27 protein-coding genes and 2 pseudogenes are annotated in these 24352 nt (G+C 63.2%); 13 read left to right on the plus strand and 16 right to left on the minus strand.

The window, feature by feature from the left end; translation table 11 throughout:
* Positions 1-128: 128 nt before the first annotated feature.
* The 3 genes and pseudogenes from DQ397_RS24875 to DQ397_RS24885 all read left to right on the plus strand — a co-directional run.
* A pseudogene (locus DQ397_RS24875) lies at positions 129-981 on the plus strand (cache domain-containing protein); the annotation flags it as partial.
* A gap of 239 nt (positions 982-1220) precedes the next feature.
* Positions 1221-1415 (plus strand): annotated as a pseudogene (locus tag DQ397_RS24880) (HAMP domain-containing protein); the annotation flags it as partial.
* Between the two features lie 111 nt (positions 1416-1526).
* Positions 1527-2270 (plus strand): methyl-accepting chemotaxis protein, encoded by a 744-nt coding sequence (locus tag DQ397_RS24885; protein WP_372240716.1) that lies wholly within the window; start codon positions 1527-1529, stop codon positions 2268-2270.
* A 33-nt stretch (positions 2271-2303) separates the two neighbouring features.
* Here the strand turns inward: DQ397_RS24885 and DQ397_RS00795 are convergent, their stop codons facing one another.
* The 3 genes from DQ397_RS00795 to DQ397_RS00805 are packed head-to-tail and all read right to left on the minus strand — an operon-like array spanning position 2304 to position 3382.
* Positions 2304-2924 carry an SOS response-associated peptidase gene (locus DQ397_RS00795; RefSeq protein ID WP_043213809.1) on the minus strand — a complete coding sequence of 207 codons (621 nt, stop codon included), beginning with the start codon at positions 2922-2924 and terminating at the stop codon, positions 2304-2306.
* Positions 2925-2936: 12 nt separating this feature from the next.
* On the minus strand, positions 2937-3197 hold the full coding sequence (locus DQ397_RS00800; RefSeq protein ID WP_043213808.1) for a putative signal transducing protein: 261 nt from the start codon (positions 3195-3197) through the stop codon (positions 2937-2939).
* Positions 3197-3382 carry a CPXCG motif-containing cysteine-rich protein gene (locus DQ397_RS00805; RefSeq protein WP_043213807.1) on the minus strand — a complete coding sequence of 62 codons (186 nt, stop codon included), beginning with the start codon at positions 3380-3382 and terminating at the stop codon, positions 3197-3199. The genes DQ397_RS00800 and DQ397_RS00805 overlap by 1 nt, the downstream gene beginning before the upstream one ends.
* A 123-nt stretch (positions 3383-3505) precedes the next feature.
* Between DQ397_RS00805 and DQ397_RS00810 the strand changes: the two genes are divergently transcribed.
* A complete protein-coding gene (locus DQ397_RS00810) occupies positions 3506-4675 on the plus strand; it encodes a 1-acyl-sn-glycerol-3-phosphate acyltransferase (protein ID WP_080642133.1) in 1170 nt (389 codons plus the stop codon).
* A 50-nt stretch (positions 4676-4725) separates the two neighbouring features.
* Here DQ397_RS00810 and DQ397_RS00815 read toward each other — a convergent pair whose 3' ends face one another.
* On the minus strand, positions 4726-4986 hold the full coding sequence (locus DQ397_RS00815) for a hypothetical protein (protein ID WP_043213805.1): 261 nt from the start codon (positions 4984-4986) through the stop codon (positions 4726-4728).
* Positions 4987-5145: 159 nt separating this feature from the next.
* Here DQ397_RS00815 and DQ397_RS00820 point away from each other — a divergent pair, with 159 nt between their 5' ends.
* On the plus strand, positions 5146-5352 hold the full coding sequence (locus tag DQ397_RS00820; protein ID WP_043213804.1) for a hypothetical protein: 207 nt from the start codon (positions 5146-5148) through the stop codon (positions 5350-5352).
* A 92-nt stretch (positions 5353-5444) separates the two neighbouring features.
* Here DQ397_RS00820 and DQ397_RS00825 read toward each other — a convergent pair whose 3' ends face one another.
* Positions 5445-6029, minus strand: a complete 585-nt coding sequence (locus DQ397_RS00825) for a YajG family lipoprotein (protein WP_043213803.1) — start codon at positions 6027-6029, stop codon at positions 5445-5447.
* Between the two features lie 178 nt (positions 6030-6207).
* Here DQ397_RS00825 and DQ397_RS00830 point away from each other — a divergent pair, with 178 nt between their 5' ends.
* Positions 6208-6441: a hypothetical protein gene (locus DQ397_RS00830; protein ID WP_043213802.1), complete on the plus strand. Its 234-nt coding sequence runs from the start codon at positions 6208-6210 to the stop codon at positions 6439-6441.
* Positions 6442-7036: 595 nt separating this feature from the next.
* Positions 7037-8548: a malate dehydrogenase (quinone) gene (mqo, locus tag DQ397_RS00835; protein ID WP_070576955.1), complete on the plus strand. Its 1512-nt coding sequence runs from the start codon at positions 7037-7039 to the stop codon at positions 8546-8548.
* Positions 8549-8692: 144 nt separating this feature from the next.
* Here mqo and DQ397_RS00840 read toward each other — a convergent pair whose 3' ends face one another.
* From DQ397_RS00840 to DQ397_RS00855, 4 genes are all read right to left on the minus strand, one after another.
* Positions 8693-8983, minus strand: coding sequence for a PA4642 family protein (locus DQ397_RS00840; RefSeq protein WP_043215305.1), 291 nt, complete (start codon positions 8981-8983; stop codon positions 8693-8695).
* Positions 8984-9050: 67 nt separating this feature from the next.
* On the minus strand, positions 9051-9521 hold the full coding sequence (locus tag DQ397_RS00845) for a hypothetical protein (RefSeq protein WP_043215307.1): 471 nt from the start codon (positions 9519-9521) through the stop codon (positions 9051-9053).
* 207 nt (positions 9522-9728) lie between these two features.
* Positions 9729-10202: a WbuC family cupin fold metalloprotein gene (locus DQ397_RS00850; RefSeq protein WP_043215309.1), complete on the minus strand. Its 474-nt coding sequence runs from the start codon at positions 10200-10202 to the stop codon at positions 9729-9731.
* A gap of 2 nt (positions 10203-10204) precedes the next feature.
* On the minus strand, positions 10205-10762 hold the full coding sequence (locus DQ397_RS00855) for a hypoxanthine-guanine phosphoribosyltransferase (protein WP_043215311.1): 558 nt from the start codon (positions 10760-10762) through the stop codon (positions 10205-10207).
* A 165-nt stretch (positions 10763-10927) separates the two neighbouring features.
* Here DQ397_RS00855 and upp point away from each other — a divergent pair, with 165 nt between their 5' ends.
* Together upp and DQ397_RS00865 are read left to right on the plus strand one after the other, a co-directional pair.
* Positions 10928-11566 carry a uracil phosphoribosyltransferase gene (upp, locus tag DQ397_RS00860; RefSeq protein WP_028691132.1) on the plus strand — a complete coding sequence of 213 codons (639 nt, stop codon included), beginning with the start codon at positions 10928-10930 and terminating at the stop codon, positions 11564-11566.
* Between the two features lie 2 nt (positions 11567-11568).
* Complete coding sequence (locus DQ397_RS00865; protein ID WP_043215312.1) at positions 11569-12843, plus strand: uracil-xanthine permease family protein; 1275 nt, start codon at positions 11569-11571, stop codon at positions 12841-12843.
* A 71-nt stretch (positions 12844-12914) separates the two neighbouring features.
* On the opposite strand, the gene hemH is transcribed toward DQ397_RS00865, so the two are convergent.
* Positions 12915-13928, minus strand: a complete 1014-nt coding sequence (hemH, locus tag DQ397_RS00870; RefSeq protein WP_043215313.1) for a ferrochelatase — start codon at positions 13926-13928, stop codon at positions 12915-12917.
* A 13-nt stretch (positions 13929-13941) separates the two neighbouring features.
* Positions 13942-14847 carry a TIGR01777 family oxidoreductase gene (locus tag DQ397_RS00875; RefSeq protein WP_043215315.1) on the minus strand — a complete coding sequence of 302 codons (906 nt, stop codon included), beginning with the start codon at positions 14845-14847 and terminating at the stop codon, positions 13942-13944.
* Between the two features lie 188 nt (positions 14848-15035).
* Here DQ397_RS00875 and DQ397_RS00880 point away from each other — a divergent pair, with 188 nt between their 5' ends.
* The 4 genes from DQ397_RS00880 to phrB all read left to right on the plus strand — a co-directional run bounded on the left by DQ397_RS00880 (position 15036) and on the right by phrB (position 19379).
* Positions 15036-16022 carry an NAD(P)/FAD-dependent oxidoreductase gene (locus DQ397_RS00880; protein ID WP_043215317.1) on the plus strand — a complete coding sequence of 329 codons (987 nt, stop codon included), beginning with the start codon at positions 15036-15038 and terminating at the stop codon, positions 16020-16022.
* A gap of 109 nt (positions 16023-16131) precedes the next feature.
* Positions 16132-17100 carry a DUF523 and DUF1722 domain-containing protein gene (locus tag DQ397_RS00885; RefSeq protein WP_043215320.1) on the plus strand — a complete coding sequence of 323 codons (969 nt, stop codon included), beginning with the start codon at positions 16132-16134 and terminating at the stop codon, positions 17098-17100.
* Positions 17090-17953: a MerR family transcriptional regulator gene (locus DQ397_RS00890; RefSeq protein ID WP_043215322.1), complete on the plus strand. Its 864-nt coding sequence runs from the start codon at positions 17090-17092 to the stop codon at positions 17951-17953. The genes DQ397_RS00885 and DQ397_RS00890 overlap by 11 nt, the downstream gene beginning before the upstream one ends.
* Before the next feature lie 10 nt (positions 17954-17963).
* Complete coding sequence (gene phrB, locus DQ397_RS00895; protein WP_043215324.1) at positions 17964-19379, plus strand: deoxyribodipyrimidine photo-lyase; 1416 nt, start codon at positions 17964-17966, stop codon at positions 19377-19379.
* A 75-nt stretch (positions 19380-19454) separates the two neighbouring features.
* Here phrB and murI read toward each other — a convergent pair whose 3' ends face one another.
* The 5 genes from murI to hemA are packed head-to-tail and all read right to left on the minus strand — an operon-like array spanning position 19455 to position 24181.
* Positions 19455-20252, minus strand: a complete 798-nt coding sequence (gene murI / locus DQ397_RS00900) for a glutamate racemase (RefSeq protein WP_043215326.1) — start codon at positions 20250-20252, stop codon at positions 19455-19457.
* A complete protein-coding gene (locus DQ397_RS00905) occupies positions 20245-21000 on the minus strand; it encodes a molybdopterin-synthase adenylyltransferase MoeB (protein WP_043215329.1) in 756 nt (251 codons plus the stop codon). The genes murI and DQ397_RS00905 overlap by 8 nt, the downstream gene beginning before the upstream one ends.
* A complete protein-coding gene (prmC, locus tag DQ397_RS00910; protein WP_043215330.1) occupies positions 20994-21824 on the minus strand; it encodes a peptide chain release factor N(5)-glutamine methyltransferase in 831 nt (276 codons plus the stop codon). The genes DQ397_RS00905 and prmC overlap by 7 nt, the downstream gene beginning before the upstream one ends.
* Complete coding sequence (gene prfA, locus DQ397_RS00915; protein WP_043215331.1) at positions 21825-22907, minus strand: peptide chain release factor 1; 1083 nt, start codon at positions 22905-22907, stop codon at positions 21825-21827.
* Complete coding sequence (gene hemA, locus DQ397_RS00920) at positions 22904-24181, minus strand: glutamyl-tRNA reductase (protein WP_043215333.1); 1278 nt, start codon at positions 24179-24181, stop codon at positions 22904-22906. The genes prfA and hemA overlap by 4 nt, the downstream gene beginning before the upstream one ends.
* Positions 24182-24352 lie beyond the last annotated feature (171 nt).

Here is a 24352-nt window from a genome sequence, read left to right on the forward strand (position 1 = left end):
GCCGCGTATCCTAGGCCGAGTCGCCTGGCCTCGCCAGAGCCGCAGGTAAGATTTCTCATCACCCCCTCATGCTTTCGCCAGGCCCCGCCGATAACCCGGGAAACAATCATTCTCGAACGCGGTGCCCCATGAAGTTCAAGTCGATTCAGTTTTCCGTGGCTGCCCTGGCGGGCGCCATCGTTTTGAGCATTGTCGCGGCCCTGGTGCTGTACGCCGTGTACTCCGGCGAACGCACTCAGTCGCTGGTGCAGGAACGCACCCGTCAACAGTTTGAAAACGTGATCGAGCAACGCCTGGGGGCCCTGGCCCGTACGCAAGTCAGCGAGATCCAGCGCGGGCTGGAAGCGCCGCTGCTGATTGCCCGCAGCCTGGCCACCAGCAATGCCATGATCGGCATGCAAGGCACCGACGGCCAACCGCTGATGCGCGTCGACCGCCAATCCCTGGTCAACCAACTCAAGCGCACCGTCGAGGTCAACCCGACCGTGCTCGGCGCCTACCTGGGTTGGGAGCCCAATGCCTTGGACCATGACGATGCCCGCTATGTCGGCAGCAACATGGTTGGCGTCGATAGCGCCACGGGACGTTTCCTGCCGTGGTGGTTCCGTAATGGTGACGGCAGCCTCGGCCAGGACAAGCTGATCGATGTGAACGACCACACCGTGCTGGCCACAGGCGTACGCGCCAGTGAGTACTACCTGTGCCCGAAAGAGTCGAAGAAGCCCTGTGTGATCGATCCGGCGCCCTACAAGGTGGGCGACAAGACCGTCATGCTCGCCTCGTTCGTCGCACCGATCATGATCGATGGCCAGTTCCAGGGCATGGCCGGTGCCGACCTGTCGGTAGACTTCATCCAGGACTTGCTCAACAACGCCGACCGTCAGCTATACGACGGCGCCGGCGAACTGGCCCTGGTCTCGAGCAACGGCCGCCTGGTGGCCTATACCCGTGACCCGTCGAAGTTCGGCGAAAAAGCCAGTGATGTGCTGGATGCCGAGGAGTCGGGCACGCTTACGTCCCTGACTGGCGAAAACCTCCACTATGAGCTCGACGAAACCAAGGACCGCATCGAACTCTACTTGCCCTTCCGCGTCGCCAGCACCGACGCCCGCTGGACGCTGCTGCTCGAACTGCCGCTGAGCACAGTGATGGCCGACGTCAACCAACTGCAGAAAGACCTCGCCGCACAACGGCGCACCGACATCACCGGCATGACCCTGATGGGTCTGGGTATCGCCGCCATCGGCTTGTTGGTGATCTGGCTGCTGGCCCACGGTATCGCCCGCCCCCTGCGTCAGATGGTGGCCATGCTCGACGACATCGCCCAGGGCGAAGGCGACCTTACCCGCCGCCTGCACAGCGACCGTGCCGACGAACTGGGCGCGATCGCCAAGGGCTTCAACACCTTCCTGGCCAAGTTGCAGGCGATGATCACCCAGGTGGTGGGCTCGGTGCAGAAAGTCAGCGACTCCTCGGAGCACACTGCCGATATCGCCATTCGCACCAACCAAGGCGTGCACAAGCAGATGGCCGAGATCGATCAGGTGGCCACTGCCGTGCAGGAAATGACTGCCACTGCCCAGGACGTGGCGCGCAATGCGACCCACGCCGCCCAGGCCGCGAACAACGCCGACCAGGCGGCCAACCAGGGCTTGCAGATCGTGCGCGACACCTCCCATTCGATCAGCGTGCTGGCCACTGAGATAGGCCGTGCGGTGGAGGTGGTCCAGACCCTGGCCCGCGACAGCGAGAACATCAACGCGATCCTCGTGGCAATCCGCGCCATCGCCGAGCAGACCAACCTGCTGGCGCTCAACGCCGCCATCGAAGCGGCCCGCGCGGGCGAGCAAGGCCGGGGCTTTGCCGTGGTCGCCGACGAGGTCCGCAACCTGGCGCAGAAGACCCAGCAGGCCACCGAAGAAATCCAGCAGATGATCCAACAGCTGCAGCAAGGTACCCGCGAAGTGGTCAAGGTCATGGAAGACAGCCAGGGCAAGACCGACGACAGCGTGCAACAGGCCACCCGTGCCGCCGAAGCGCTGGAGAGCATCACTCAGGCCGTGTCGGTGATCAACGACATGAACACCCAGATCGCCAGCGCGGCCGAGCAGCAGAGCGCCGTGGCCGAAGACATCAACCGCAACGTCATCAACATTGGCCAGGTGGCCGGTGAAGTGGCCGGCGGTGCCGACGAGTCGAGCCAGGCCAGCGCCGAACTGACCAAGCTGGCCGAACAGCAGCGGCGCTTGATCAACCAGTTCCGCGTTTGAGGAACAAGGGGCTGCCTTGCAGCCCCGTGAGGTTCACGCCGGGGTCAGGCACTCCGGCGCATCGAGCTTCGGATCATTGACGAAATGCGCCAGCGCCCGCTCGCGCAACGCTGCTGGTGGGCTGGCCAACAGCTCGTGCAGCCGCGCCAGCGGCGTTTCCGGGTCCACCCAGGCCGCCTGCCCCGCTTCATCGAGAATCAGCGGTCGACGTTGGTTCATCGCCGCCTGGGTCACTACCGCGCAACTCAGCCAGACCTCGTCCTGCACCGGATACGCCTCCCACACCGCCGCGAAGAACAGCGAGGCCCCCTCCCCCGGTGTCAGCCAGTACGGCCGCTTGCGCACCGTGCCACGCCACTCGTAGAAACCATTGGCCGGCATCAGACAGCGCCTCTGGCGGAAGGCCTCGCGGAACATCGGCTGCTCCGTCAAGGTTTCGGCACGCGCCTGGGCAGGTGTGCGGGATAAGTCGGTCAGCCAGGCCGGGGTCAGTCCCCAGCGGGCCCTGGCCAACTGCATCTGGCCGTCGAGCTGACGTTGGATCAGCACCGAAGCGCCTGGGGCAATGTTCCATTGCGCCTGCTGGTCGGCGGGGTACCCGGGCAAGGCGGCAAAGGCCGGGGACCAGCGAAACAGGGCGTAGCGTCCACACATGGCGATAAAAACTCAGCAGATCAGGGTTCCGGGGAAACTCTCCGGTTCGTCGCCGGCAAGTGGCAGGGCCGCATTGTACGCATCGATCAACTGCCGTGCGTACCCAGCCTGCTCGTCCGGTACTACCAGACCGAGCAACCCTTGCATCGGCAACTCGCCGGCACCGCCGACCAGATCACGCCCGGCCAGATGCACCTGGACACCCTCGCTGGCCAGCATGCCCACCAGCAACTGCGCCTCCATCAGGCTCTCCGGCTCGTAGATCCGCATCATCAGGCATCATCCTCGCGTCTGACATCGAGCATCCATTCGTCACCATGCACCTGCAAGATGAACACCACTGGCTGGCAACACACCTGACAGTCCTCGGTGTACACCTGGTCGCCGCCGGAGATATCCACCGTGGTTTCCACGGTTTCACCACAATAGGGACAACGATAGAAGTCGGTTTCCAGCATCGCGGCCTCCGCGGTGACTTATGCGTATAATTGCCGGTCTGTTTACAGGGCCTGCGTGTGTCCGAGCCGTTTTTTCGGACCCCACCCCTACCTTATTACCCTAGCCGTTTCCAACAAGAGAGCATGATGGGCGAATTCGATGCCATCCGACCGTACGACGACGCTGAGGTCCCTGCCGTCCTGGCACGCCTGCTCAGCGACCCGGCATTTCTGGATATCCTCACCCACTTCCGCTTCCCGCGGGCGGCCGGCGCCTTCGGCTGGCTGCTCAAGCCACTGATCGCCCGCCGCCTGCGCAACGAGTTCGCCGGCGTTACCTGCGTCTCGACCCTGCAGGACAAGGTCGAGCACTACGTCGACCAGACCATCGAGCGCGCCACCGATGGGGTCACCTACTCCGGGGTCGAGCAGCTCAAGTCAGGGACGGCCTACCTGTTCCTGGCCAACCACCGCGACATCGTCATGGACCCGGCCTTCGTCAATTACGCGGTGTATCACGCCGGCCTGCCGACGCCGCGCATCGCCATTGGCGACAACCTGCTGCAAAAGCCCTTCGTCAGCGACATGATGCGCCTGAACAAGAGCTTCATCGTCCATCGCTCGCTGAGCGGTCGCCGGGAAAAACTCGCCGCCTACCAGCTGTTGTCGGCCTATATCAATCACTCGATCCGCAACGACTGCGTGTCGATCTGGATCGCCCAGGCCGAAGGACGGGCCAAGGACGGCGATGACCGTACCGATTCGGCGATCCTCAAGATGTTCCACATGAGCCGCAAGGACGAAGCCTTCGGCGCCGTGATCCAAAGCCTGAACCTGACACCGGTGTCGATCAGCTACGAGTACGATCCGTGCGACCTGGCCAAGGCCCGCGAGCTGTACATCCGCGCCACCACCGGCACCTACAAGAAGGCACCGGGCGAGGACGACAACAGCATCGCCCAGGGCATCACCGGCTACAAAGGTCGGGTGCATATCAGCTTCGCGGCCCCGGTGACCGAGTACTTCGAAGACACCAAGCAACTGGCGCAGGAAATCGACCGGCAGATTCTCGGCGGCTACCGCCTGTTCCCGGTGCATTACCTGGCCTATGGCATGTGGAGTGAAGCAGACCCGGCCCTGCAGGTGCCGAGTGCGGAGAAACTGTTCCCCGCGCAGGAATTGGCCAAGGCCAAGGAAGAATGGCAGCGCCGCCTGGACGCTTGCCCGGTGGAACACCAGCCCTACCTGGTGCAGCAGTACGCCACCCCGGTGCGCAACCAGTACCAGGTCAAGGCTCAAAGCCCCGTCGCCTGAAATATCCCCTGTCGGGGCGGGTTACCCGTCCCAACAGGGGCATCCGGTGTTCAGATCCAGGTGCTGAACCAGGACAGCAGCAGCGCCATGGCCAGGCAAGAGAATCCGAGGATGTAGTAGTAGCGCGGCACCCGCTGGTCGAAGGCATCGACCACCGCCTCGTCGCTCGCACCACTTGCCCGCGCCACCACTTCGCGCCGCCGTGCGCTTTGCAGCAGCAGCCCGCCGGGACAGGTAATCAGCAGGGCCAGCAGATTGATCAACTTGGCCGGATGGGCAGCCAGGAATCCCCAGAGCACTTGCAAGGACATCGCATAACCTCGGAAAAGAACGACGGCAAAGCCCGGCATTCTACCCAAGCCCAATCCTGCTGCTCGGATTTTGCGACCAACTGTCATTGAATTTCACTGTCACACGCTCGTCATCAGGACAGGCCACCCTGTCGGCCTTTTCCTACGATGGAGCTTGTCATGTTGCACGCCGAAAACCAGGACCGCCTCTACCTTGTCGCCCAGAGCGATGAACAACAGGCGCTGATCGACGGCTTGGCCATTAACGTCCAGGATCGCCAGTGGCTGGTCTATTGCGCCTTGGGTGGTCATGCCCACCAAGACCTGCCCGAAGTCGATATTTATACCGGCCGTAGCCTGCTCGACTTTCGTATAGAGGCCGCATGACAAGCTGGCCTGCTCCTTAGCCTCTTCACAGGCAACAAAAAGCCCGCTACCGGAAGCACCCGGCAGCGGGCTTTTTATCGAGGGCGCTGCGCTTATTCGCCTAGGACCTGGCCGATGGTTGGGTCCTTGAACAGGCGGGTCAGGGCATCGCTGAGCACGTCACCGACCAGCTTGGTGTTGGTCTCCTGATTCGGCGCCATGCCGAAGCGCTGATCCAGGGAAGCACCGTAACGGCCGCTGTAGCGACGGTTGGCGTTGGACACATCGGCACGGAAGGTGGCGCCGATGGTGGCTTCGGTCACATACATCTTGTCCTTGGGCGACTGGTACTTGAGCTCGGCCAGGGTCACGGTCAACTGAGGGGCATTGTAGGCGTTGGGCGTCGGGGTGAAGCCCAACAGGCGTACCGCGGCCTCGGCCTGGGCCTGCAGCTTGGGCACGATATCGTTGCCACTGACGCTGATAGTGCTGGTTTCAGGGTACATGCCACCCCGGGTCCCCAGCGATTGCGAGGCACGGCCATCGACCACCTTGACCACGACCGGCTGGCCACGGCCGACCGGATTGAGCTGGGCGGTGAGCTTGGGTTGCGGGCTGAGTTGTTGCGGGCTGTGGGCACAACCGACCAGGCTCAGGCTGGCCACCGCGATCAAACCGAACAACAGACGTTGCAACATGCGCGTTTCTCCAGAAAATACGGCAAAGGCCCACAGTATACCTAGCGACAAGCTTCACGCTGCAAGCTGTTAGAAAAAGCAGCCGAGCAACCGATCCGCCTCCTTAATTGCGGTTGTCACATGGGTTTCATGCCGGGCGTTCATCCTGTTGCCAGACAGACCGAACAGGATCGCCGCCATGACCTCGCTGTGGAATCTGCTTTTCTCCCGCCCCCGCCAGAACACCTATGTCCGCCTCGATGCCGAGGGCAATTGCCTTGGATTCCTGCACTGCACACGACGGCCCAGCAGCAGCGGCTGGGTGCAGGTCAGCGAAGCCCAGCTGGGCTGGCTTGGTCAGCCGCTACCGGACAGTGCTCGGGTTTGCGCCCACGCAAGCCGCCGCTGGCAGCAACGCACCCTTCCAGCCTGACAAACGCAGCAATAAAAAGCCCATTAAGCGCACCTTTCTGCCCGCGACATCGTTATAATCTCCCCCCGATTATAAGGACGTCTCCTGATCGGGCCCCGCATCGCCGTTGACCACGGCACTTTCGACGCTTTGCCCACAGAGAGCCTTCCACTCAGGTCTTGCATCCGCCGCGCCTGCTGTCTCGGCCTTCGCATTGCAGGAACCTGTGGATTGCCATCGCGCAGTCCCTTTTGAGGTTCACGTTCCAAAAGAGCGTGAAAAAACGGGTTTTTCAAACTTCACAAGAGTGTGGCGAGCAAATGAACAGTCTGGCATGTGCAAAAGCGACAGATGCGTCCCGAACAGCCTCGAACAGACGGCAAAAGTGCTCATCCTCGATGAAGTACTGAAGCCGGTCCATACCGCACGGCGGATACCTTGACCATAAGTCGAATTGCCGCACCCGTGGCAAGGGCGTTCAATAGCCGAACACCAAGACTGAATTGGCAGGGTCCGCGGAAGTGGCAAGAACTGCGAAGAGTCGGACATGGCGATCCTGGCCAACCCAGGGATCCTATGCTGTCAATTAGGTGCTGTAGATTGTGGAGACGCGTTAATGGCGCAGAACGAATCGGTTGATGTGGTACTGGTAGGCGCGGGCATCATGAGTGCCACCCTGGCCGTACTGCTCAAGGAACTCGACCCGTCGATCAAGCTGGAGGTCGTCGAGGCGATGGACTCCGGTGCCGCGGAAAGTTCCAACCCCTGGAACAACGCAGGGACGGGCCACGCAGGCCTGTGCGAGCTGAACTACACGCCTCAGGCCGCCGATGGCAGCATCGACATCAAGAAGGCCGTGCACATCAATACCCAGTTCGAGGTGTCCCGCCAGTTCTGGGCCTATCTCGTGCGCAAGGGCAGCTTCGGCTCGCCACGTGCCTTCATCAATCCGGTCCCGCACCTGAGCTATGTCGAAGGTGACAAGGGCGTTTCCTTCCTCAAGAAGCGCTTCGAGCTGCTCAAACAGCACCATGCCTTCAGCGAGATGGAGTACACCGAAGACAAGGCCGTGATGGAGCAGTGGATGCCGCTGATGATGCCGGGCCGCCCGGCCGACCAACGCATCGCCGCCACACGCGTGATCAAGGGTACCGACGTGAACTTCGGCGCCCTGACCAACAAGCTGCTCAAGCAACTGGGCAACTGCGCCGATGCGCAGGTCAAGTACAGCAAGAAGGTCGTCGGCCTGCGCCGCAACGGCAGCGGCTGGACCGTCAGCATCAAGGACGTCAACAGCGGCGGCAGCCGTGAAGTCGATGCCCGCTTCGTCTTCCTCGGCGCTGGCGGCGCGGCCCTGCCGTTGCTGCAGATGTCCGGCATCCCCGAAAGCAAGGGCTTCGGCGGTTTCCCGGTCAGCGGCCAGTGGCTGCGCTGCGACAACCCCGAGATCGTCAAGCAGCACCAGGCCAAGGTCTACAGCCAGGCCGCGGTCGGCGCTCCGCCCATGTCGGTTCCACACCTGGACACCCGTGTGGTCGATGGCAAGAAGTCGCTGCTGTTCGGCCCGTATGCAGGCTTCACCACCAAGTTCCTCAAGCACGGCTCTCTGCTCGACCTGCCGCTGTCGGTACGCATGGGCAACATCGGCCCGATGCTGGCCGTCGCCCGTGACAACATGGACCTGACCAAATACCTGGTCAGCGAAGTGATGCAGTCGATGGAACAACGCCTGGAGGCCCTGCGCCGCTTCTACCCTGAAGCCAAAGCCGAGGACTGGCGTCTGGAAGTTGCAGGCCAGCGCGTGCAGATCATCAAGAAGGATCCGAAGAAAGGCGGCATTCTGCAATTCGGTACCGAGCTGGTCTCGGCACAGGACGGCAGCCTGGCAGCCCTGCTCGGCGCCTCGCCAGGCGCTTCGGTGACCGTCTCGATCATGCTTGAACTGATCGAGCGCTGCTTCCCCGAGCAGGCCAAGGGTGCCTGGGCTGCCAAGCTCAAGGAGATCTTCCCGGCTCGCGAGAAGGTCCTGGCCACCGATGCCGCGCTCTACCACAAGATCAGCGCACAGAACGACGAAGCGCTGGAAATGGTGGAAGACACCAGCAGCCCGGCCCAGCACTACGCTTGATACCGACCCACAAAAAAACGCCCCTCGGGGCGTTTTTTTGTGCCTGGATCTGCGGTGCTCTTCGCGGGAAACCGCGCCCACAAGCATTGCGATGAACCCTGTGGAAGCGGGTCTACCCGCGAAAGGTCGGCACAGGCTTACCGATCAGCCACGGGCGTTATTGATGATCTCGATGTACTCAGGCGCATTGCGCTGGTCGGCGATCAGCTCGACAAAGGTCTTGCCGTGCTCATCTTTGCCGTCCAGGTCCAGACCCGCCTCGACGAAGAAGCCGACGAAACGCTCGAAATCGTCGACGCGCAGGCCACGATAGGCCTTGACCAGTTTGTGCAGCGATGGCGAGGTCACGCCATCGGCCGGCTCGAACTGGAGGAACGTCTTGACGTAGTCGTCGCTGATCTCGTCACCAATCACCTGCTTCTTGTCTTTACGCATTGCCGACTCCAACTGGGCCATATGGGCATTCAAAGGCCCGCAGTTTACCCCTCACGGCCCGCGGGTCTCAACGCGTACGTACGGTGCCGGTGTGCAGATCCGCCCAGAGATGACCGTTGGGGTAAGTGAGAAACTGCACGTACAACGTCTCGTTGCGCAGCAGGTCCATGATCACTCGATAGTTGGCCAGCGGATAGCTCAAGGTGAGGGTTCGGGTCTTTTCGTCGTAGACCGGCTTCTTCAGGCTCTTGCCGCCTTCGCCATCGAAATTGATCAAGACCTGGCTGAGGGTGGCGCCCTTGCTCAAGGGCTTGCCCTTCAGGCGCAACAGCAACGATGAGGTGATCGGGATGGGTTGCTGGTCGGACTGGCGCTGGATGCCGGTCACCACCGAATAGTCGGTCACCTGCAGCAGTTGCTGGGCTGTCGGAGCCTCTTGGCGCAGGGACAGCTCATCGGGGGGCAGGAACTGGCCATGCAGCGGCGCCGCGGACAGCGGCAGGCTCACCGCCAGCAGGAAAGGAAGAATCGCACGCATGTGAGGCTCCTTGGCAGGGAGAAGCACTCTAGCATGGAGGTGGGTTCAGGATCCTGAGTGGGCGTGGCGCTTTTTGATTGCGTCTGCGTCCCTTCGCAGAAAACCGCTGCCGCTCAGGTTCGTGGTGAAACTGCCTTGCTCTGCGGTGTCGTCTTAGTGGGTACACTCGCCCCCAAAGGCACTGCGGACCAGGCTTACCCGCGAACGCTACTCGAACTGCGCACGCATCCACGCATGGTATTCGGCCACGCCCGGCTCGCCCTCACGCGGCGCCCAATGAGCATGCTCGCCCTCGCCCACCGGCCGGTAGGGCCCGGCCTTGCATTCGAACAGCATGCTGTCGGCTTCGAGCACCACCAGCCCATGGTAGGTACCCGGCGCCAGGTCGACACCCAGGCAATCGCCTCCGGCCTGCATCACCCGCTTGTCGATCACCACGCCCTTCTCGTCGAAGATCAACAGGCCCAGGCGCCCCTTGAGCACGATCAGCGCCTCGGCCTTGTCGTCGCTCAGGTGGCGGTGGGGCGGGATGTAGGTGGTGGGCTGCAGGCCGACGGCCATGCGGTGGCAGGGTTCTTCCATCTCATGGAAATTATGGTGTTGCCGCCCACGGGGGCTGTCGGCAGCTTTTTGCGCCAACTCGGCAAACAACGCGTGGTCGATGAATGCAGGTTGGCGCATGGTCACAGGCCCTTGACTGCGAAGATGCCGTTGGCGTTGCGCCAATAGCCTTTGTAGTCCATGCCGTAGCCGAAGATGTAGCGGTCGACGCACGGCAAGCCGGCATAGTTGGCCTTGAGGTCCGGGCTGGCTTTACGGTCGTGGTCCTTGTCGATCAGCACCGCGGTGTGCACGGAGCGGGCACCGGCATGCTTGCAGAAATCGATGATGGCGCTGAGGGTGTGACCCTCATCGAGGATGTCGTCGACGATCAGCACGTCGCGGTCGATGAAGGAAATCTCAGGCTTGGCCTTCCAGAACAGTTCGCCGCCGCTGGTTTGGTTGCGGTAACGCGTGGCGTGCAGGTAGGAGGCCTCAAGCGGGAACTGCAGGTGAGTCAGCAGCTTGCCAGCGAAGATCAGGCCACCGTTCATGACACAGAAGACCACCGGGTTCTTGTCATGCAGGTCTTGGCAGATCTGCTTGCCGACCTTGGCGATGGCCGCTTCGACCTCGGCTTCGGTGTACAGGCAGTCAGCCTCGCGCATGACTTGACGGATATGCTCGAGATCGGCGGACATGGCGCTCTCCAGGGGGCTCGGAATTGGAAAAGCGGGCAAAGGTACGCATCCGCCCGCCCCAGATCAAGCATTTATGGACTAACGTCCAGAATGAGCAGACGACATGCAGGACTGAATAGATTAATCTACCGCCGTTTTTTTGCCCGCCTCCCGGAGCCCTCCCCTATGCCTACTCGTGAGATCCGCCACCCGCTGATCCGCCACAAGCTCGGCCTGATGCGCCGCGCCGATATCAGCACCAAGAATTTTCGCGAACTTGCCCAGGAAGTCGGCGCGCTCCTGACCTATGAAGCCACCCAGGACCTGCCGCTGGAGACCTACGAGATCGACGGCTGGTGCGGCAAGGTGCAGGTCGAGAAAATCGCCGGCAAGAAGATCACCGTGGTTCCGATCCTGCGCGCAGGCATCGGCATGCTCGATGGTGTGCTCAGCCTGGTGCCGGGCGCCAAGGTGAGCGCCGTGGGCGTTGCCCGCAACGAAGAAACCCTCGAAGCACATACCTACCTGGAAAAGCTCGCGCCGGACATCAACCAGCGCCTGGCCCTGATCATCGACCCGATGCTGGCCACCGGCGGCTCGATGGTCGCCACCATCGACCTGCTCAAGAAGGCAGGCTGCAAAGAGATCCGCGCCATGGTCCTGGTCGCCGCACCCGAAGGCATCGCCGTGGTGGAGAAAGCCCACCCAGACGTGCAGATCTACACCGCATCGATCGACCAGCGCCTGAACGAACACGGCTACATCGTCCCAGGCCTGGGTGATGCCGGCGACAAGATCTTCGGCACCAAGCAGAAGGACGCCTGACCATGCAGGACGGCTTCAACGACCCGCTCTGGCGCCAGGTCGTCTCGGGCGCGCAGATGCTCTTCGTGGCATTCGGCGCGCTGGTACTGATGCCGCTGATCACCGGCCTCGACCCCAACGTGGCGCTGTTCACCGCGGGCATCGGCACCTTGCTGTTCCAGCTGGTTACAGGCCGCCAGGTCCCAGTATTCCTGGCCTCCAGCTTTGCCTTCATCACCCCCATCATTCTCGCAAAGGGCCAGTTCGGCCTGGCCGAGACCATGGGCGGCGTGATGGCAGCGGGCTTCGTGTACACCTTCATGGGCCTGATGGTGAAGATCAAGGGCACCGGTTTCATCGACCGTATGCTACCGCCTGTGGTGATCGGCCCGGTGATCATCTCCATTGGCCTGGCCATGGCGCCGATCGCGGCCAACATGGCCATGGGCAAGGCCGGTGATGGCAGTGTGCTGATGCCGTACAAGACCGCCATGTTGATCTCCATGCCGGCATTGCTGACCACGCTGATCGTGGCCGTGTTCGGCAAGGGGATCTTCCGTCTGGTACCGATCATCGCCGGCGTGCTGGTGGGCTTTGGCCTGTCGTTCGCCTTTGGGGTGGTCGATACCGCCAAGATCGCCTCGGCGCCCTGGCTTGAACTGCCGAAATTCACCGCGCCGGCATTCAACTGGCAGGCGATCCTGTTCATCGTTCCGGTGGCTCTGGCTCCGGCGATCGAGCACATCGGCGGCGTCATTGCCGTGGGCAGCGTGACCGGGCGCGATTACCTGAAAAAGCCGGGCCTGCACCGCACCCTGCTCGGCGATGGCCTGGCCACCACCGCAGCCGGCCTGTTCGGCGGCCCGCCCAACACCACCTATGCCGAAGTGACCGGCGCAGTGATGCTGACCAAGAACTACAACCCGAAGATCATGACCTGGGCGGCGATTTTCGCCATCACCTTGGCGTTCATCGGCAAGTTCGGCGCGCTGTTGCAAAGCATTCCGGTACCGGTGATGGGCGGGATTCTGTGCCTGCTGTTCGGTTCGATCGCCGCAGTGGGCATGAACACCATGATCCGTCACAAGATCGACCTGGCCGAAGCCCGCAACCTGGTGATCGTCTCGGTGACCCTGGTGTTCGGCATCGGCGGCGTATTGATCGGCAGCGGCGACGGCCCCGATGACTGGGGTCTGAAGGGCATCGCCCTGTGCGCCATCGTGGCCATCGCCCTGAACCTGATCCTGCCGGGTAACGACAGCTGGAAGCACAAGAAACTGGACGATCAGTTGCCCTGACACCCGACTTCAGCCTGACCAGGCCTCTTCGCGGGTTTACTCGTGAAGAGGCCGAACAGGTGTTCAGAAAGTCAGGCCTTTTCGCACATCCCTGCCAGCACCTTCACCCACTGCGGGTGGTCGTTCAGACATGGCACCAGCACCAACTCCTGACCTCCCGCCTCGATGAATTGCTCACTGCCGCGCTGACCAATCTCCTCCAGCGTCTCGATGCAATCGGCGACGAACGCCGGGCACATCACCAGCAGCTTCTTCACCCCAGCCTTGCCCAGCTCATCCAGACGCGTCTCGGTATAGGGCTCGATCCACTTGGCACGCCCCAGGCGTGACTGGAACGACACTGACCACTTGCCATCGGCGATCCCCATCTTTTGCGCGAACGCCTTGGCCGTGGCCAGGCATTGACCGCGGTAGCAGATCGCACGGGTCTGGGCATCGGCATCCTTGCAGCAATCGGCGGCCTGGAAGTCATGCTTGCCGGTCGGGTCGAGCTTCTTCAGATGTCGCTCGGGCAAGCCGTGGAAGCTCAGCAGCAGGTGATCGTAGCCCTGCTCAAGATACGGCTTGGCGCTGGCCACCAAGGCATCGATGTAGTCGGGGTGATCATAGAACGGCTGCAGCACGCGCATCTGCAATGGCAGCTGACGATTTGCGATGGTCTGCTTGGCCAGCTCCACCACCGTGGTCACGGTACTGTCGGCGAACTGTGGATAAAGCGGCGCCAGGGTAACCTTGCGCACACCCTGGGCCGCCAGACGCTCCAGCACCTCGGGCAAGGCCGGCTGGCCATAGCGCATGGCGATCTCCACCGGGCCATGGGGCCAATGCTCGACCATGGCCGCTTGCAGGCGCCGGGTCAGGACCACGAGGGGGGAGCCCTCGTCCCACCAGATCGAGGCGTAGGCGTGGGCCGACTGCTCCGGTCGCTTGATCAGGATCAGCGACACCAGCAGACGACGCACAGGCCACGGCAGGTCGATCACGTAGGGGTCCATGAGGAACTGGTTGAGGTAACGGCGCACGTCGGCAACCGAGGTGGAGGCCGGCGAACCCAGGTTGACCAGTAGCAAGGCGTGATCGGTCATGCAGCATCCTATGTCAGAGGCGGCTGGACAGGTCGTCCAGGGCCGATTGCAGATCGTTGAAACGGAATGTGAATCCTGCCGCCAGCAAGCGGACCGGGCGCGCCCGTTGTCCGCCAAGCAGCAGCGTCGAAAGCTCGCCCAGGCCCGCCCTGAGCAGTAGCGCCGGTGTCGGCATGAAGGCAGGCCGATGCAGGGCACGCCCCAGACGCTTGGCGAATTCGCGGTTGCGCACCGGCTCTGGCGCGCAGGCATTATAGGGACCGGTGGTGTCCTTGTGCTGCAAGAGAAAATCAATCAAGCCGACCTGGTCTTCTATATGAACCCAGGGCATCCATTGCCGACCATCTCCCAAACGCCCGCCCAGCCCCAGCTTGAACGGCAGGCGCAGGCGCGACAAAAAGCCGCCGTCGCTGGCCAGCACCAGCCCGGTTCGCACCAGCACCACGCGAATGCCCAGCCGTTGCGCACGCTGGGCGGTTTCCTCCCAGGCGATGCACAGCTGGCTGGCGAAATCTTCCTTCACCGGAGGCGAGGCCTCGGTCAGTTCCCGCTCGCCACCGTCGCCGTACCAGCCCACCGCGGACCCCGATATCAGCACCTCGGGGCGCTGCTCACGGCTCTCCAGCCACGCCAGCAGCTGCTCGGTGAGGGTGATGCGGCTGGCCCACAGCAGGGTCCGTCGCGAGGCAGTCCAAGGACGGTCGGCGATCGGTGCGCCGGCCAGGTTGATCACCGCGTCGACCTCCTCGTCCGCTGCCAGGTCTTCCAGTCGGGCGATGCCGCGCACGCCGGTGCCGCAGATTTTAGCGACCTGCTCGGGGCGACGGCTCCATACGGTCAGGCGATGGCCCTGGCCGAGCCAGTACTGGCACAGGTGCCGGCCGATCAAGCCAGTACCGCCGGTCAGCAATATATGCATGGCTGTGTCCTCGCAAGTTGCGGCCGTGGTCTATTTTTAAGAACAAGGCACTTTTTAGACCGGATGCTCTCGGATTAAACATAGGCCAACCTGCCCTATCGAGCGGTATAACCTTATACAAATTTTGTGCATTGTACAGGTTTGCCTAACAGCGTAGTCTGCTTACAGCAAGGTTCGAAGAGGCCATCATGACAGTACCTATTGCCATCATCGGTGCCGGTATCGCCGGCCTTTCCGCCGCCCAGGCTCTGCAGAAAGCCGGGCAGACGGTCCACTTGTTCGACAAGGGCCACGGCAGCGGCGGCCGCATGGCCAGCAAACGCAGCGAAGCGGGCGCACTGGACTTGGGTGCGCAGTACTTCACCGCCCGTGACCGGCGTTTCGTCGAGCAGGTCCATCAATGGGTCGAGGCCGGCTGGGTGCAGCAGTGGAAGCCTCAGCTGTACAACTACCGAGACGGCGAACTGACCCCCTCACCCGACGAACAGACGCGCTGGGTCGGTGTGCCGCGCATGAGCGCCATCACCCGCGGCCTGCTCAAGGACGTGACGGTGAACTTCGGCTGCCGCATCGCCGAAGTCTTCCGTGGCAAACAATACTGGCACCTGCAGGACACCGAAGGGTGCAGCCACGGCCCCTTCAGCCGTGTGGTGATCGCGGTGCCCGCGCCCCAGGCGACACCGCTGCTGGCCGCGACGCCCAAGCTCGCCGCCGTGGCCGCTGGCGTGCAGATGGAGCCTACCTGGGCCGTCGCCCTGGCTTTCCAGACCGCCCTCGATACGCCCATGCAGGGCTGCTTCGTACAGGACAACCCGCTCGACTGGCTGGCCCGCAACCGCAGCAAGCCTGGGCGCGACGAACAACTCGACACCTGGGTACTGCACGCCACTTCGAACTGGAGCAAGCAGCATATCGACCTGCCCAAAGAGGACGTGATCGAGCAGCTGTGGGGCGAATTCGCTGAGTTGATTGGCTGCATCGTGCCGCCACCGACCTTCGCCCTGGCGCACCGCTGGTTGTATGCCCGTCCGGCCGGCAACCATGAGTGGGGGGCCCTGGCCGATGCCGACCTTGGGTTGTATGCCTGCGGGGACTGGTGCCTGTCCGGCCGCGTGGAAGGCGCCTGGCTCAGCGGTCAGGAGGCTGCCCGGCGGCTGCTGGAGCACCTCGATTAACGCGATCCGCAGAGCTGTACAAAAAATTTCTCTTGCATAAGTTTTTCGGTGTGCTGGAATGAACCTGTACAAGACGCACATCAGCGTACAGGTTTTCCGGAGATCCGCCATGGACATCGCTTCGCCCACCGAAAAGCCGCGGATTGGTATCAGTGCCTGTCTGCTCGGACAATCCGTGCGCTTCAACGCCGGTCACAAGGCCTCTTCCCTGTGCCTTGAGTTGCTCGCAGATCACTTCGAATGGGCTCCGGTATGCCCTGAGGTGGCCATTGGTCTAGGCGTTCCCCGCGCCGCTATCCGCCTGGTCGGCGATCCTGAACGCCCTGAAGTGATAGCCCCCCAAAGCCCTGGCACTGACCTGTCGGGCCCGCTGCGCGCCTATGGCGAGCAGATGGCCGAGTCGCTCGATGACCTGTGCGGTTACATCTTCATGCAGAAGTCGCCGTCCTGTGGCCTGGAGCGGGTGAAGGTCTATCAGCACGATGGTCAGCTCTCCCGCCTGCCGGGGCAAGGTGCATACGCCAGTGCATTTTGCGCGCGCCGCCCGGATCTTCCGGTGGAAGAAGAAGGCCGCCTGCACGACCCGGTACTACGGGAAAACTTCATCAGCCGCGTCTATGCCTATGCCGACTGGCAGCATCTGCTGACGCAGGGCCTGAACCGCGGAGCCCTGGTGCGCTTTCACTCGCGCTACAAATACCTGCTCATGGCCAACAATCCTCAGGCCTATCGCGAACTGGGCCGAATGCTCGGCAGCATGCGCCGTGACGACGACCCGCTCGACATCGGCCCCCGTTATTTCAGCGCGCTGATGCAGGCGCTACGCCGTCGCGCCAGCCGTGGCACCCATGGCAACGTCTTGCAGCACCTGAGTGGTTACTTGAGAGATGTTCTGGGACAAGGCGACCGCAACGAACTGCAGCAGCTCATCGGCCAGTACCAGCAAGGCATCGTGCCGTTGGTGGTGCCCCTGACCTTGCTCAAGCATCACCTGCGCAACCACCCCGACCCTTACCTGCTGCAACAGGCTTACCTGCAACCACACCCCGCGCCCCTGGGCCTGCGCAATGCTCTCTGAAATCCTGCTGCCGATAGGCGAACTGGCCCGGCGCACAGGCGTCAACCCGATCACCCTGCGGGCCTGGGAGCGGCGTTATGGCTTGCTCAAACCCCAGCGCACCGCCAAAGGCCATCGCCTTTATCCGCCAGAACAGGTCGAGCGGGTGCACGCCATCCTGAGCTGGCTGGAACGCGGCGCGTCGGTGGGCCAGGTGCGCGAGCTGCTCGAACGCCCGCCGAGCGTTGCCCCGGTGGGCGATTGGCAATTACGCGAACAGGCGATGATCGAGGCCATCGCCTCGCTTTCACATCATGCTCTCGACCAGCAATTCAACCAGGCGATGGCACTGTATCCGGCCTTCACTTTGTGCGAGCAATTGCTGCTGCCCCTGCTGGACAGCCTGGAACAACGCTGGCGCAGCTACTTCAACGCCCGGCTCGAGCAAGCATTCTTCTACACCTGGCTGCGTAGCAAGCTGGGCGCGCGTGTTCAACACGACAGCCTGTCGCTGCCAGGCCCCGCCGTGCTCATCACAACCTGCGGCGATGGCGCGTTCGATCCGCACCTTTGGCTGTGCGCCTGGTTGCTCGGCAACAGTGCGATCGCCGTGGAGGTGCTCGAACAACCGCTCACCGGCCCCTGCCTGCACCGCGCGGTGCAAGCCCTGCGGCCACGGGCGGTGATCTTCTACCTCGGCACCCGTGTCGACATCCGCTCGTTCAAGGCAGCGTTGACCGGCATCGACATCCCACTGCTGGCCGGTGGTGGCACTGTCTTCGCGCACGGCCCGCGCCTGGTCGAATCCGACGTCGAGGGCTTGCAGTTGTTCGACACGCCCCTGGCAGCCCTGCGCCTGCTGCAATCACTTTGAGGAAACGCTTTTGCAACTGATCTGGCTGCGCAGCGACCTGCGCGTCGAAGACAACACCGCCCTGAGCGCGGCCTGTGCCCTTGGGCCGACCCTCGCCCTGTGGCTGGCCAGCCCCGGCCAGTGGCTCGCCCATGACGATGCTCCCTGCAAGGTCGATTTCTGGTTGCGCAACCTGCAGACCCTGCGCCAGTCCTTGGAGCGCCTGAATATCCCCTTGCTGATCCGCCACGTCGACACCTGGCGACAGGCGCCCCAGGCGGTGCTGGAGGTCTGCCGAGAACATCGGATCGAGGCGGTGCATTGGAATGAAGAGTACGGCGTGAACGAGCAGCAGCGTGACGCCGCTACCCAGGATCTGCTCGAGCAGGCGGGCATCCTCACCCATGGCCACCTGGATCAGCTGCTGCTTCGCCCAGGCTCGGTGCTGACCCGAAGCGGGCACTACTTCCAGGTGTTCGGCCAGTTCCGTCGGGCATGTCTTGAGCATCTGCATCTGAGCCTGCCAAGCCTGGCGCCTCCCGTGAAACGTCAGGCACCGCTGCGCATTGCCAGCGATCCCCTCCCCCAAGGCTTCACCGGTTTTCCGTCCCCACCGCGAAGTGTGCGCGAGCACTGGCCAGCCGGAGAAAACGAAGCCCATCGGCGCCTGACCCGCTTCATCGACGAGACGGTCGAGGACTATCTTCAACTACGGGACCTACCCGCCCGGACCGGCACCAGCCAACTCTCGCCATACTTGGCTGCCGGCGTGATATCGCCGCGCCAGTGCCTGCACGCTGCCTTGAGCGGGAACCAGGGCGAATTGGACAGCGGCAGCGTAGGTGTACAAACCTGGATCAACGAGCTGCTGTGGCGGGAGTTTTACAAACACATCTTGGTGGGTTATCCACAGGTCTCTCGACACCGGGCCTTCCGCGCCCCCACCGAAGCGCTGCCCTGGCGGGATGCCCCCGAAGACTTGGAAGCCTGGAAAACCGGTCGTACCGGTTTTCCGATCGTCGATGCCGCCATGCGCCAATTGCTGCACACCGGCTGGATGCACAATCGTCTGCGCATGGTCGTGGCGATGTTCCTGAGCAAAAACCTACTGATCGACTGGCGCCTGGGCGAACGGCATTTCATGCGACACCTGATCGACGGCGATCTGGCCGCCAACAATGGTGGATGGCAATGGAGTGCCTCCACCGGGACCGATGCAGTGCCCTATTTCCGTCTGTTCAACCCGGTCAGCCAGTCACGCCGCTTCGACCCGCAAGGGCAGTTCATCCGTCATTGGCTGCCGGAATTGCAGGGGCTCGATGACAAAACCATCCATGAACCGGGTGCCGGCGGGGATTTATTTTCTGCGTCATACGTGCAGCCGATCGTGGACCTGGGCAGCAGTCGTGAGCGGGTCTTGGCGGCGTTTCAAGGTCTTAAGGATTGAGCCTGCGGCGCGCGGTGCGCCCCATCGCAGGCTAAGCCAGCGTCTGCAGGCGCACCCTTGGGCAGCACACTTCGGTTACAGCGGAAAAGGCAGAACCCGATCGGCACGCCCCCAGAGCAGCGGCAGCACGTCGTTCAGCGACTGTGGTTCGGCGCTGGTCCAGAACGCGGTGTCACGCGCTGGCCCCTCGGCCAGCAGGTCCCGCGCCGCCAGCAAGCGCTGCAGTTGCCGCGCCACAGCGGCACCGGTATCGATGATGGCCACATCCGCCGGCACCATGCTGGCCAACAGCGGACGCAGGAAGGGGTAGTGGGTGCAGCCAAGGATGAGCGTGTCGCAACCTGCGTCCAGCAAAGGCCGCACATAGCCGTGCAACAACTGGCGCAGCTGTGGACTGTCGAGATCCCCCGCCTCGATGCGCTCCACCAGGCCAGGACACGGCTGGGTGATGACCTGGACATCGTTGGCGAAACGATCGAGCAAGGCAGCGAACTTGGCGCTCTGCAAAGTGCCGGTGGTGGCCAGCACCCCGACCACGCCAGAGCGCGTCGCTGCAGCGGCCGGCTTGACCGCAGGCTCCATGCCCACCAGAGGCCAATTCGGGTACAGCTCGCGCAGGTCGGCCACTGCCGCCACGGTCGCAGTGTTGCAGGCCAGGACCATCGCCTTGGCACCTTGCGCGTGGAAGAACCCGGCAATGTAGCGCAAGCGCTGGCGGATATAGTCCGGCGACTTTTCGCCGTACGGCACATGGCCGCTGTCGGCGACATACAGGAGCGATTCGTTGGGCAACAGGCGCTGGATCTCGGCGAGCACCGACAGACCGCCGACCCCAGAATCCATCACGCCGACCGGCGCCGCACGCTCAGCCATGCCGGCTGCCACAGACAGCACACGCCGGATCGCGCTTGACCCGCAGCTCGCGCATGCGTGTGCCCAACGCATCGATCAACAGCAAGCGCCCCACCAGAGGATCGCCGAAGCCGGCCAGCAGTTTCATCGCCTCGAGTGCTTGCAGGCTGCCCACCAAGCCCACCAACGGACCGAGCACACCCGCCTCGCTGCACGTCAGCTCAGCCTCGCTGCCATGGCCATAAAGGCAGTGGTAGCAGGGGCTGTAGTCACGACGGGGGTCGAACACCGACAGCTGCCCTTCCAGGCGGATCGCCGCGCCACTGACCAGCGGCTTGCCTGCTGCGACACAGGCGGCGTTGACCGCTTCGCGGGTGGAGAAGTTGTCCGAGCAGTCCAGCACCACGTCGACCGCGCCGACGGCCGCGGCAAGGGAGTCTTCGTCCAGCGCCTCGCGGTGCGCAACCAGCTTGACCTCGGGGTTGATCGCCTCAAGACGCTTGCACGCCGAGTCGACCTTGCTCATGCCCACGCTGTCGCTGTCATGGATGACCTGGCGTTGCAGGTTGGTCAGGTCGACGGTGTCGAAGTCGGCCAAGTGCAGCTCGCCGACACCGGCCGCGGCCAGGTACAGAGCAACCGGCGACCCTAGCCCCCCGAGCCCGACGACCAACGCCTTGCTGCGCTTGAGCCGCAACTGACCGTCGATATCCACCTGGGCCAGCAGGATCTGCCGGCTGTAGCGCAACAGTTCCTGATCACTCAGCATGGCAGTCGTCCCATGGAAATGCGTTCGTGACCGGCCAGGTCCAGGCGGCTGGCCACGTCGATAAAGCCGTGGCGGGTGAGCAGCTCACGCACGGCCGAGGCCTGGTCGTAACCGTGTTCGAGCAGCAGCCAGCCACCGGCCGACAAGTGGTCCGGCGCCTGGGCGATGATCACTCGCAGGTCATCCAGGCCATCCTGCCCCGCCACCAGGGCACTGCTGGGCTCGAAGCGCACATCGCCTGCGACCAGATGCGGGTCGTCGGCAGCGATGTAGGGAGGGTTGCTCAGGATCAGGTCGAAGCGCTCGCCAGCCACGGCGTCATACCAGTGGCTCAGGCGTACCTGGGCATTGGCCAGGCCAAGGCGATCGCGGTTGCGCTCGGCCAGGGCCACGGCTTCGGGCACGCGGTCCAGTGCGGTTACCTGCCAGGCCGGGCATTCGCTGGCCAGGGCCAGGGCAATGGCGCCGGTGCCAGTGCCCAGGTCAAGCACCCGCGCAGGTCGCATGGGCAGCAGCTCCAACGCCGCTTCTACCAGCAGCTCGGTTTCCGGACGTGGGATCAGGGTGTGCGGCGCGACTTCAAGATCGAGCTTCCAAAAACCCTGCTGGCCCAGGATGTAGGCCACCGGCTCACCGGCTCGGCGACGCGCCAGGTAGCCGGCGAACGTCTCGGCGGCCTCGCTGCTGACGATTCGCTCTGGCCAGGTGTGCAGATAACTGCGCGACTTACCCAGGGCTGCGGCGAGCAATAGCTCGACGTCCAGGCGCTCGGTCGGGGAATCCGGCAACTGCGCGTCGCGCAGCAGGCTGGCGATGATGGTCATTCAATCCCCCAGGGCGGCCAACTGATCGGCCTGGTATTCAGCGAGCAGGGGTTCGATGACCGCATCGACGCCCCCGGCCAGAATGTCATCCAGGGAGTACAGGGTCAGGTTGATGCGATGATCGGTCACCCGGCCCTGTGGATAATTGTAGGTGCGGATACGCTCGGAGCGATCGCCCGAGCCCACCAGCAGCTTGCGCTCGGTGGCAATGGCGTTTTGCGCGGCGCTGGTCTGCATGTCATTGAGCTTGGCCGACAGCCAGGACATGGCCCGGGCACGGTTCTTGTGCTGCGACCGCTCCTCCTGGCATTCGACCACGATGCCGGTAGGCAGGTGGGTGATGCGAATCGCCGAGTCGGTCTTGTTGACGTGCTGACCACCGGCGCCCGAGGCGCGGTAGGTATCGATACGAAGGTCGGCCGGGTTGATCTCGATGGCGACCTGTTCATCCGGCTCCGGCAAGACCGCCACGGTGCAGGCGGAGGTGTGGATACGCCCTTGCGATTCGGTCTCCGGCACTCGTTGCACGCGATGTGCGCCAGATTCGAATTTGAGCTTGCCGTAGACACTGTCGCCTTCGACCCGGGCGATGATCTCCTTGTAGCCGCCGTGCTCGCCTTCGTTCTCGGAGAGAATCTCCAGACGCCAGCCACGCTTTTCGGCGTAACGCGAATACATGCGGAACAAGTCGCCCGAGAAGATCGCGGCCTCGTCGCCACCGGTACCGGCGCGGATCTCGAGGAACACGTTGCGCCCGTCGTTGGGGTCCTTGGGCAGCAACATGCGCTGCAACCGGGCCTCCAGGCCGACCAGTTGCTCCTTGGCCTCACGCACTTCCTCAACGGCCATTTCGCGCAAGTCCGGGTCGCTGTCCTTGAGCAGCGCCTGAGCGCCGGCCAGATCGTCCTGGACCTTTCGCCACTCTTTATAGGCGTCGATGACCGGCTCGACTTCGGCGTATTCACGCGAATAAGCGCGGAAACGGGTCTGGTCGGAAATGACCTCGGCATCGCCCAACAGAGCGGTGAGTTCTTCGAAGCGGTCCTGGAGCGTGTCCAGTTTATTGAGCAGCGACGCTTTCATTGCGGGGTTTTGTCCGTCGAGCCCTCGTTGAGGGCAAAGAGTTCCTGGGCCATGGCCAGCGCATCGAGGCGGCCTTCGGCGGAGAGCTTTTTCAATTGCACGCTGGGCGCATGCAGCAATTTGTTGGTCAGCCCCCGGGCCAGCTGGGCCAGTACCTCTTCGGGATTGCCGCCATTGGCCAGCAGGCGCTGGGCCTTTTGCAGTTCTTCGTCGCGCAGGCGCTCGCTTTGCTGGCGATAGGCCTTGAGCACATCCACCGCGGCCAGCTCGCGCAGGCGCGCCATGAAATCCTCGGCACCGACCGATACCAGCTCCTCGGCAGCCTGGGCCGCGCCTTGGCGGCTCTTGAGGTTTTCCGCGACGACGTCATGCAGGTCATCGACCGTATATAGGTAGACGTCATCGAGCTCGCCAACCTGCGGTTCGATGTCCCTTGGCACGGCGATATCGACCATGAAGATGGGCTTGTGCCGACGCTGCTTCAAGGCGCTTTCCACCGCGCCCTTGCCGAGGATCGGCAACTGGCTGGCGGTGGAACTGATGACGATGTCGCTGTTGGCCAGCTCCTGAGGGATGTCCGAAAGCAGCACCGCATGGGCACCGAACTGTTCGGCCAGGATGCTGGCGCGCTCCAGGGTACGGTTGGCCACGACGATACGCCGTACACCCTGCTCATGGAGGTGGCGGGCGACCAGGGTGATGGTCTCGCCAGCGCCGATCAGCAGCGCCTGGCTGCGACCCAGGTCGCTGAAGATCTGCTTGGCCAGGCTGACGGCGGCGAAGGCTACGGAAACCGGGTTCTCGCCGATGGCGGTGTCGGTGCGCACTTGCTTGGCAGCACTGAACGTGGCCTGGAACAGGCGCCCGAGCAGCGGGCCGATGGTCCCGGCCTCGCGGGCCACGGCGTAGGCCGACTTCATCTGGCCGAGAATCTGTGGCTCGCCCAGCACCAGCGAATCCAGGCCCGAGGCCACACGCATCATGTGCCTGACCGCATCATGCTCTTCGTGGATATAGGCGCTGGCACGCAGCTCTTCGAGGTTGAGCTGATGATACTCGGCCAGCCACTGCAGCACGGCGTCGGCGGCCAGGTGGTCCTGTTCGATATAGAGTTCACTGCGGTTGCAAGTCGACAGGATCGCCGCCTCACGGCTGGCGGTCAGTCGGCAAAGCTGCTGCAGGGCATCGACCAGCTGCTCTGGCGTAAACGCCACGCGCTCGCGTACGTCTACCGAGGCAGTCTTATGGTTGATACCAAGTGCAAGAAAGGCCATGCAAGGTCGCTGGTTGTGACGAGAAGCCGATAATTGTCCTACTTCGCAGGTTTCAGAACAACCACCGTTCGCTATTGTCGCGATACCCGAGGGCTATCGACGGTGGCGGGCCGTTGCGCCGGCCAGACGCTGCGAGCACATACAGTGACTGACAGCCCTCGCTCTCACCCT

The organism is Pseudomonas sp. CK-NBRI-02, assembly GCF_008124495.1.
Classification (GTDB): domain Bacteria; phylum Pseudomonadota; class Gammaproteobacteria; order Pseudomonadales; family Pseudomonadaceae; genus Aquipseudomonas; species Aquipseudomonas guariconensis.

Coding starts and splice junctions, on each gene's coding strand:
- murI (WP_043215326.1), bottom strand. CDS start 20,252: ATGGCTGAGCGTGCGGCGCCGGTCGGCGTGATGGATTCTGGGGTCGGC.
- DQ397_RS00820 (WP_043213804.1), top strand. CDS start 5,146: ATGTTGCACGCCGAAAACCAGGACCGCCTCTACCTTGTCGCCCAGAGC.
- DQ397_RS00850 (WP_043215309.1), bottom strand. CDS start 10,202: ATGCGCCAACCTGCATTCATCGACCACGCGTTGTTTGCCGAGTTGGCG.
- DQ397_RS00840 (WP_043215305.1), bottom strand. CDS start 8,983: ATGCGTAAAGACAAGAAGCAGGTGATTGGTGACGAGATCAGCGACGAC.
- DQ397_RS00800 (WP_043213808.1), bottom strand. CDS start 3,197: ATGATGCGGATCTACGAGCCGGAGAGCCTGATGGAGGCGCAGTTGCTG.
- DQ397_RS00875 (WP_043215315.1), bottom strand. CDS start 14,847: ATGCATATATTGCTGACCGGCGGTACTGGCTTGATCGGCCGGCACCTG.
- DQ397_RS00805 (WP_043213807.1), bottom strand. CDS start 3,382: ATGCTGGAAACCGACTTCTATCGTTGTCCCTATTGTGGTGAAACCGTG.
- upp (WP_028691132.1), top strand. CDS start 10,928: ATGCCTACTCGTGAGATCCGCCACCCGCTGATCCGCCACAAGCTCGGC.
- DQ397_RS00855 (WP_043215311.1), bottom strand. CDS start 10,762: ATGTCCGCCGATCTCGAGCATATCCGTCAAGTCATGCGCGAGGCTGAC.
- DQ397_RS00825 (WP_043213803.1), bottom strand. CDS start 6,029: ATGTTGCAACGTCTGTTGTTCGGTTTGATCGCGGTGGCCAGCCTGAGC.
- DQ397_RS24885 (WP_372240716.1), top strand. CDS start 1,527: ATGGCCGAGATCGATCAGGTGGCCACTGCCGTGCAGGAAATGACTGCC.
- DQ397_RS00885 (WP_043215320.1), top strand. CDS start 16,132: ATGGACATCGCTTCGCCCACCGAAAAGCCGCGGATTGGTATCAGTGCC.
- hemH (WP_043215313.1), bottom strand. CDS start 13,928: ATGACCGATCACGCCTTGCTACTGGTCAACCTGGGTTCGCCGGCCTCC.
- DQ397_RS00795 (WP_043213809.1), bottom strand. CDS start 2,924: ATGTGTGGACGCTACGCCCTGTTTCGCTGGTCCCCGGCCTTTGCCGCC.
- DQ397_RS00810 (WP_080642133.1), top strand. CDS start 3,506: ATGATGGGCGAATTCGATGCCATCCGACCGTACGACGACGCTGAGGTC.
- DQ397_RS00815 (WP_043213805.1), bottom strand. CDS start 4,986: ATGTCCTTGCAAGTGCTCTGGGGATTCCTGGCTGCCCATCCGGCCAAG.
- DQ397_RS00865 (WP_043215312.1), top strand. CDS start 11,569: ATGCAGGACGGCTTCAACGACCCGCTCTGGCGCCAGGTCGTCTCGGGC.
- prfA (WP_043215331.1), bottom strand. CDS start 22,907: ATGAAAGCGTCGCTGCTCAATAAACTGGACACGCTCCAGGACCGCTTC.
- mqo (WP_070576955.1), top strand. CDS start 7,037: ATGGCGCAGAACGAATCGGTTGATGTGGTACTGGTAGGCGCGGGCATC.
- DQ397_RS00880 (WP_043215317.1), top strand. CDS start 15,036: ATGACAGTACCTATTGCCATCATCGGTGCCGGTATCGCCGGCCTTTCC.
- DQ397_RS00830 (WP_043213802.1), top strand. CDS start 6,208: ATGACCTCGCTGTGGAATCTGCTTTTCTCCCGCCCCCGCCAGAACACC.
- hemA (WP_043215333.1), bottom strand. CDS start 24,181: ATGGCCTTTCTTGCACTTGGTATCAACCATAAGACTGCCTCGGTAGAC.
- DQ397_RS00905 (WP_043215329.1), bottom strand. CDS start 21,000: ATGCTGAGTGATCAGGAACTGTTGCGCTACAGCCGGCAGATCCTGCTG.
- DQ397_RS00845 (WP_043215307.1), bottom strand. CDS start 9,521: ATGCGTGCGATTCTTCCTTTCCTGCTGGCGGTGAGCCTGCCGCTGTCC.
- DQ397_RS00890 (WP_043215322.1), top strand. CDS start 17,090: ATGCTCTCTGAAATCCTGCTGCCGATAGGCGAACTGGCCCGGCGCACA.
- prmC (WP_043215330.1), bottom strand. CDS start 21,824: ATGACCATCATCGCCAGCCTGCTGCGCGACGCGCAGTTGCCGGATTCC.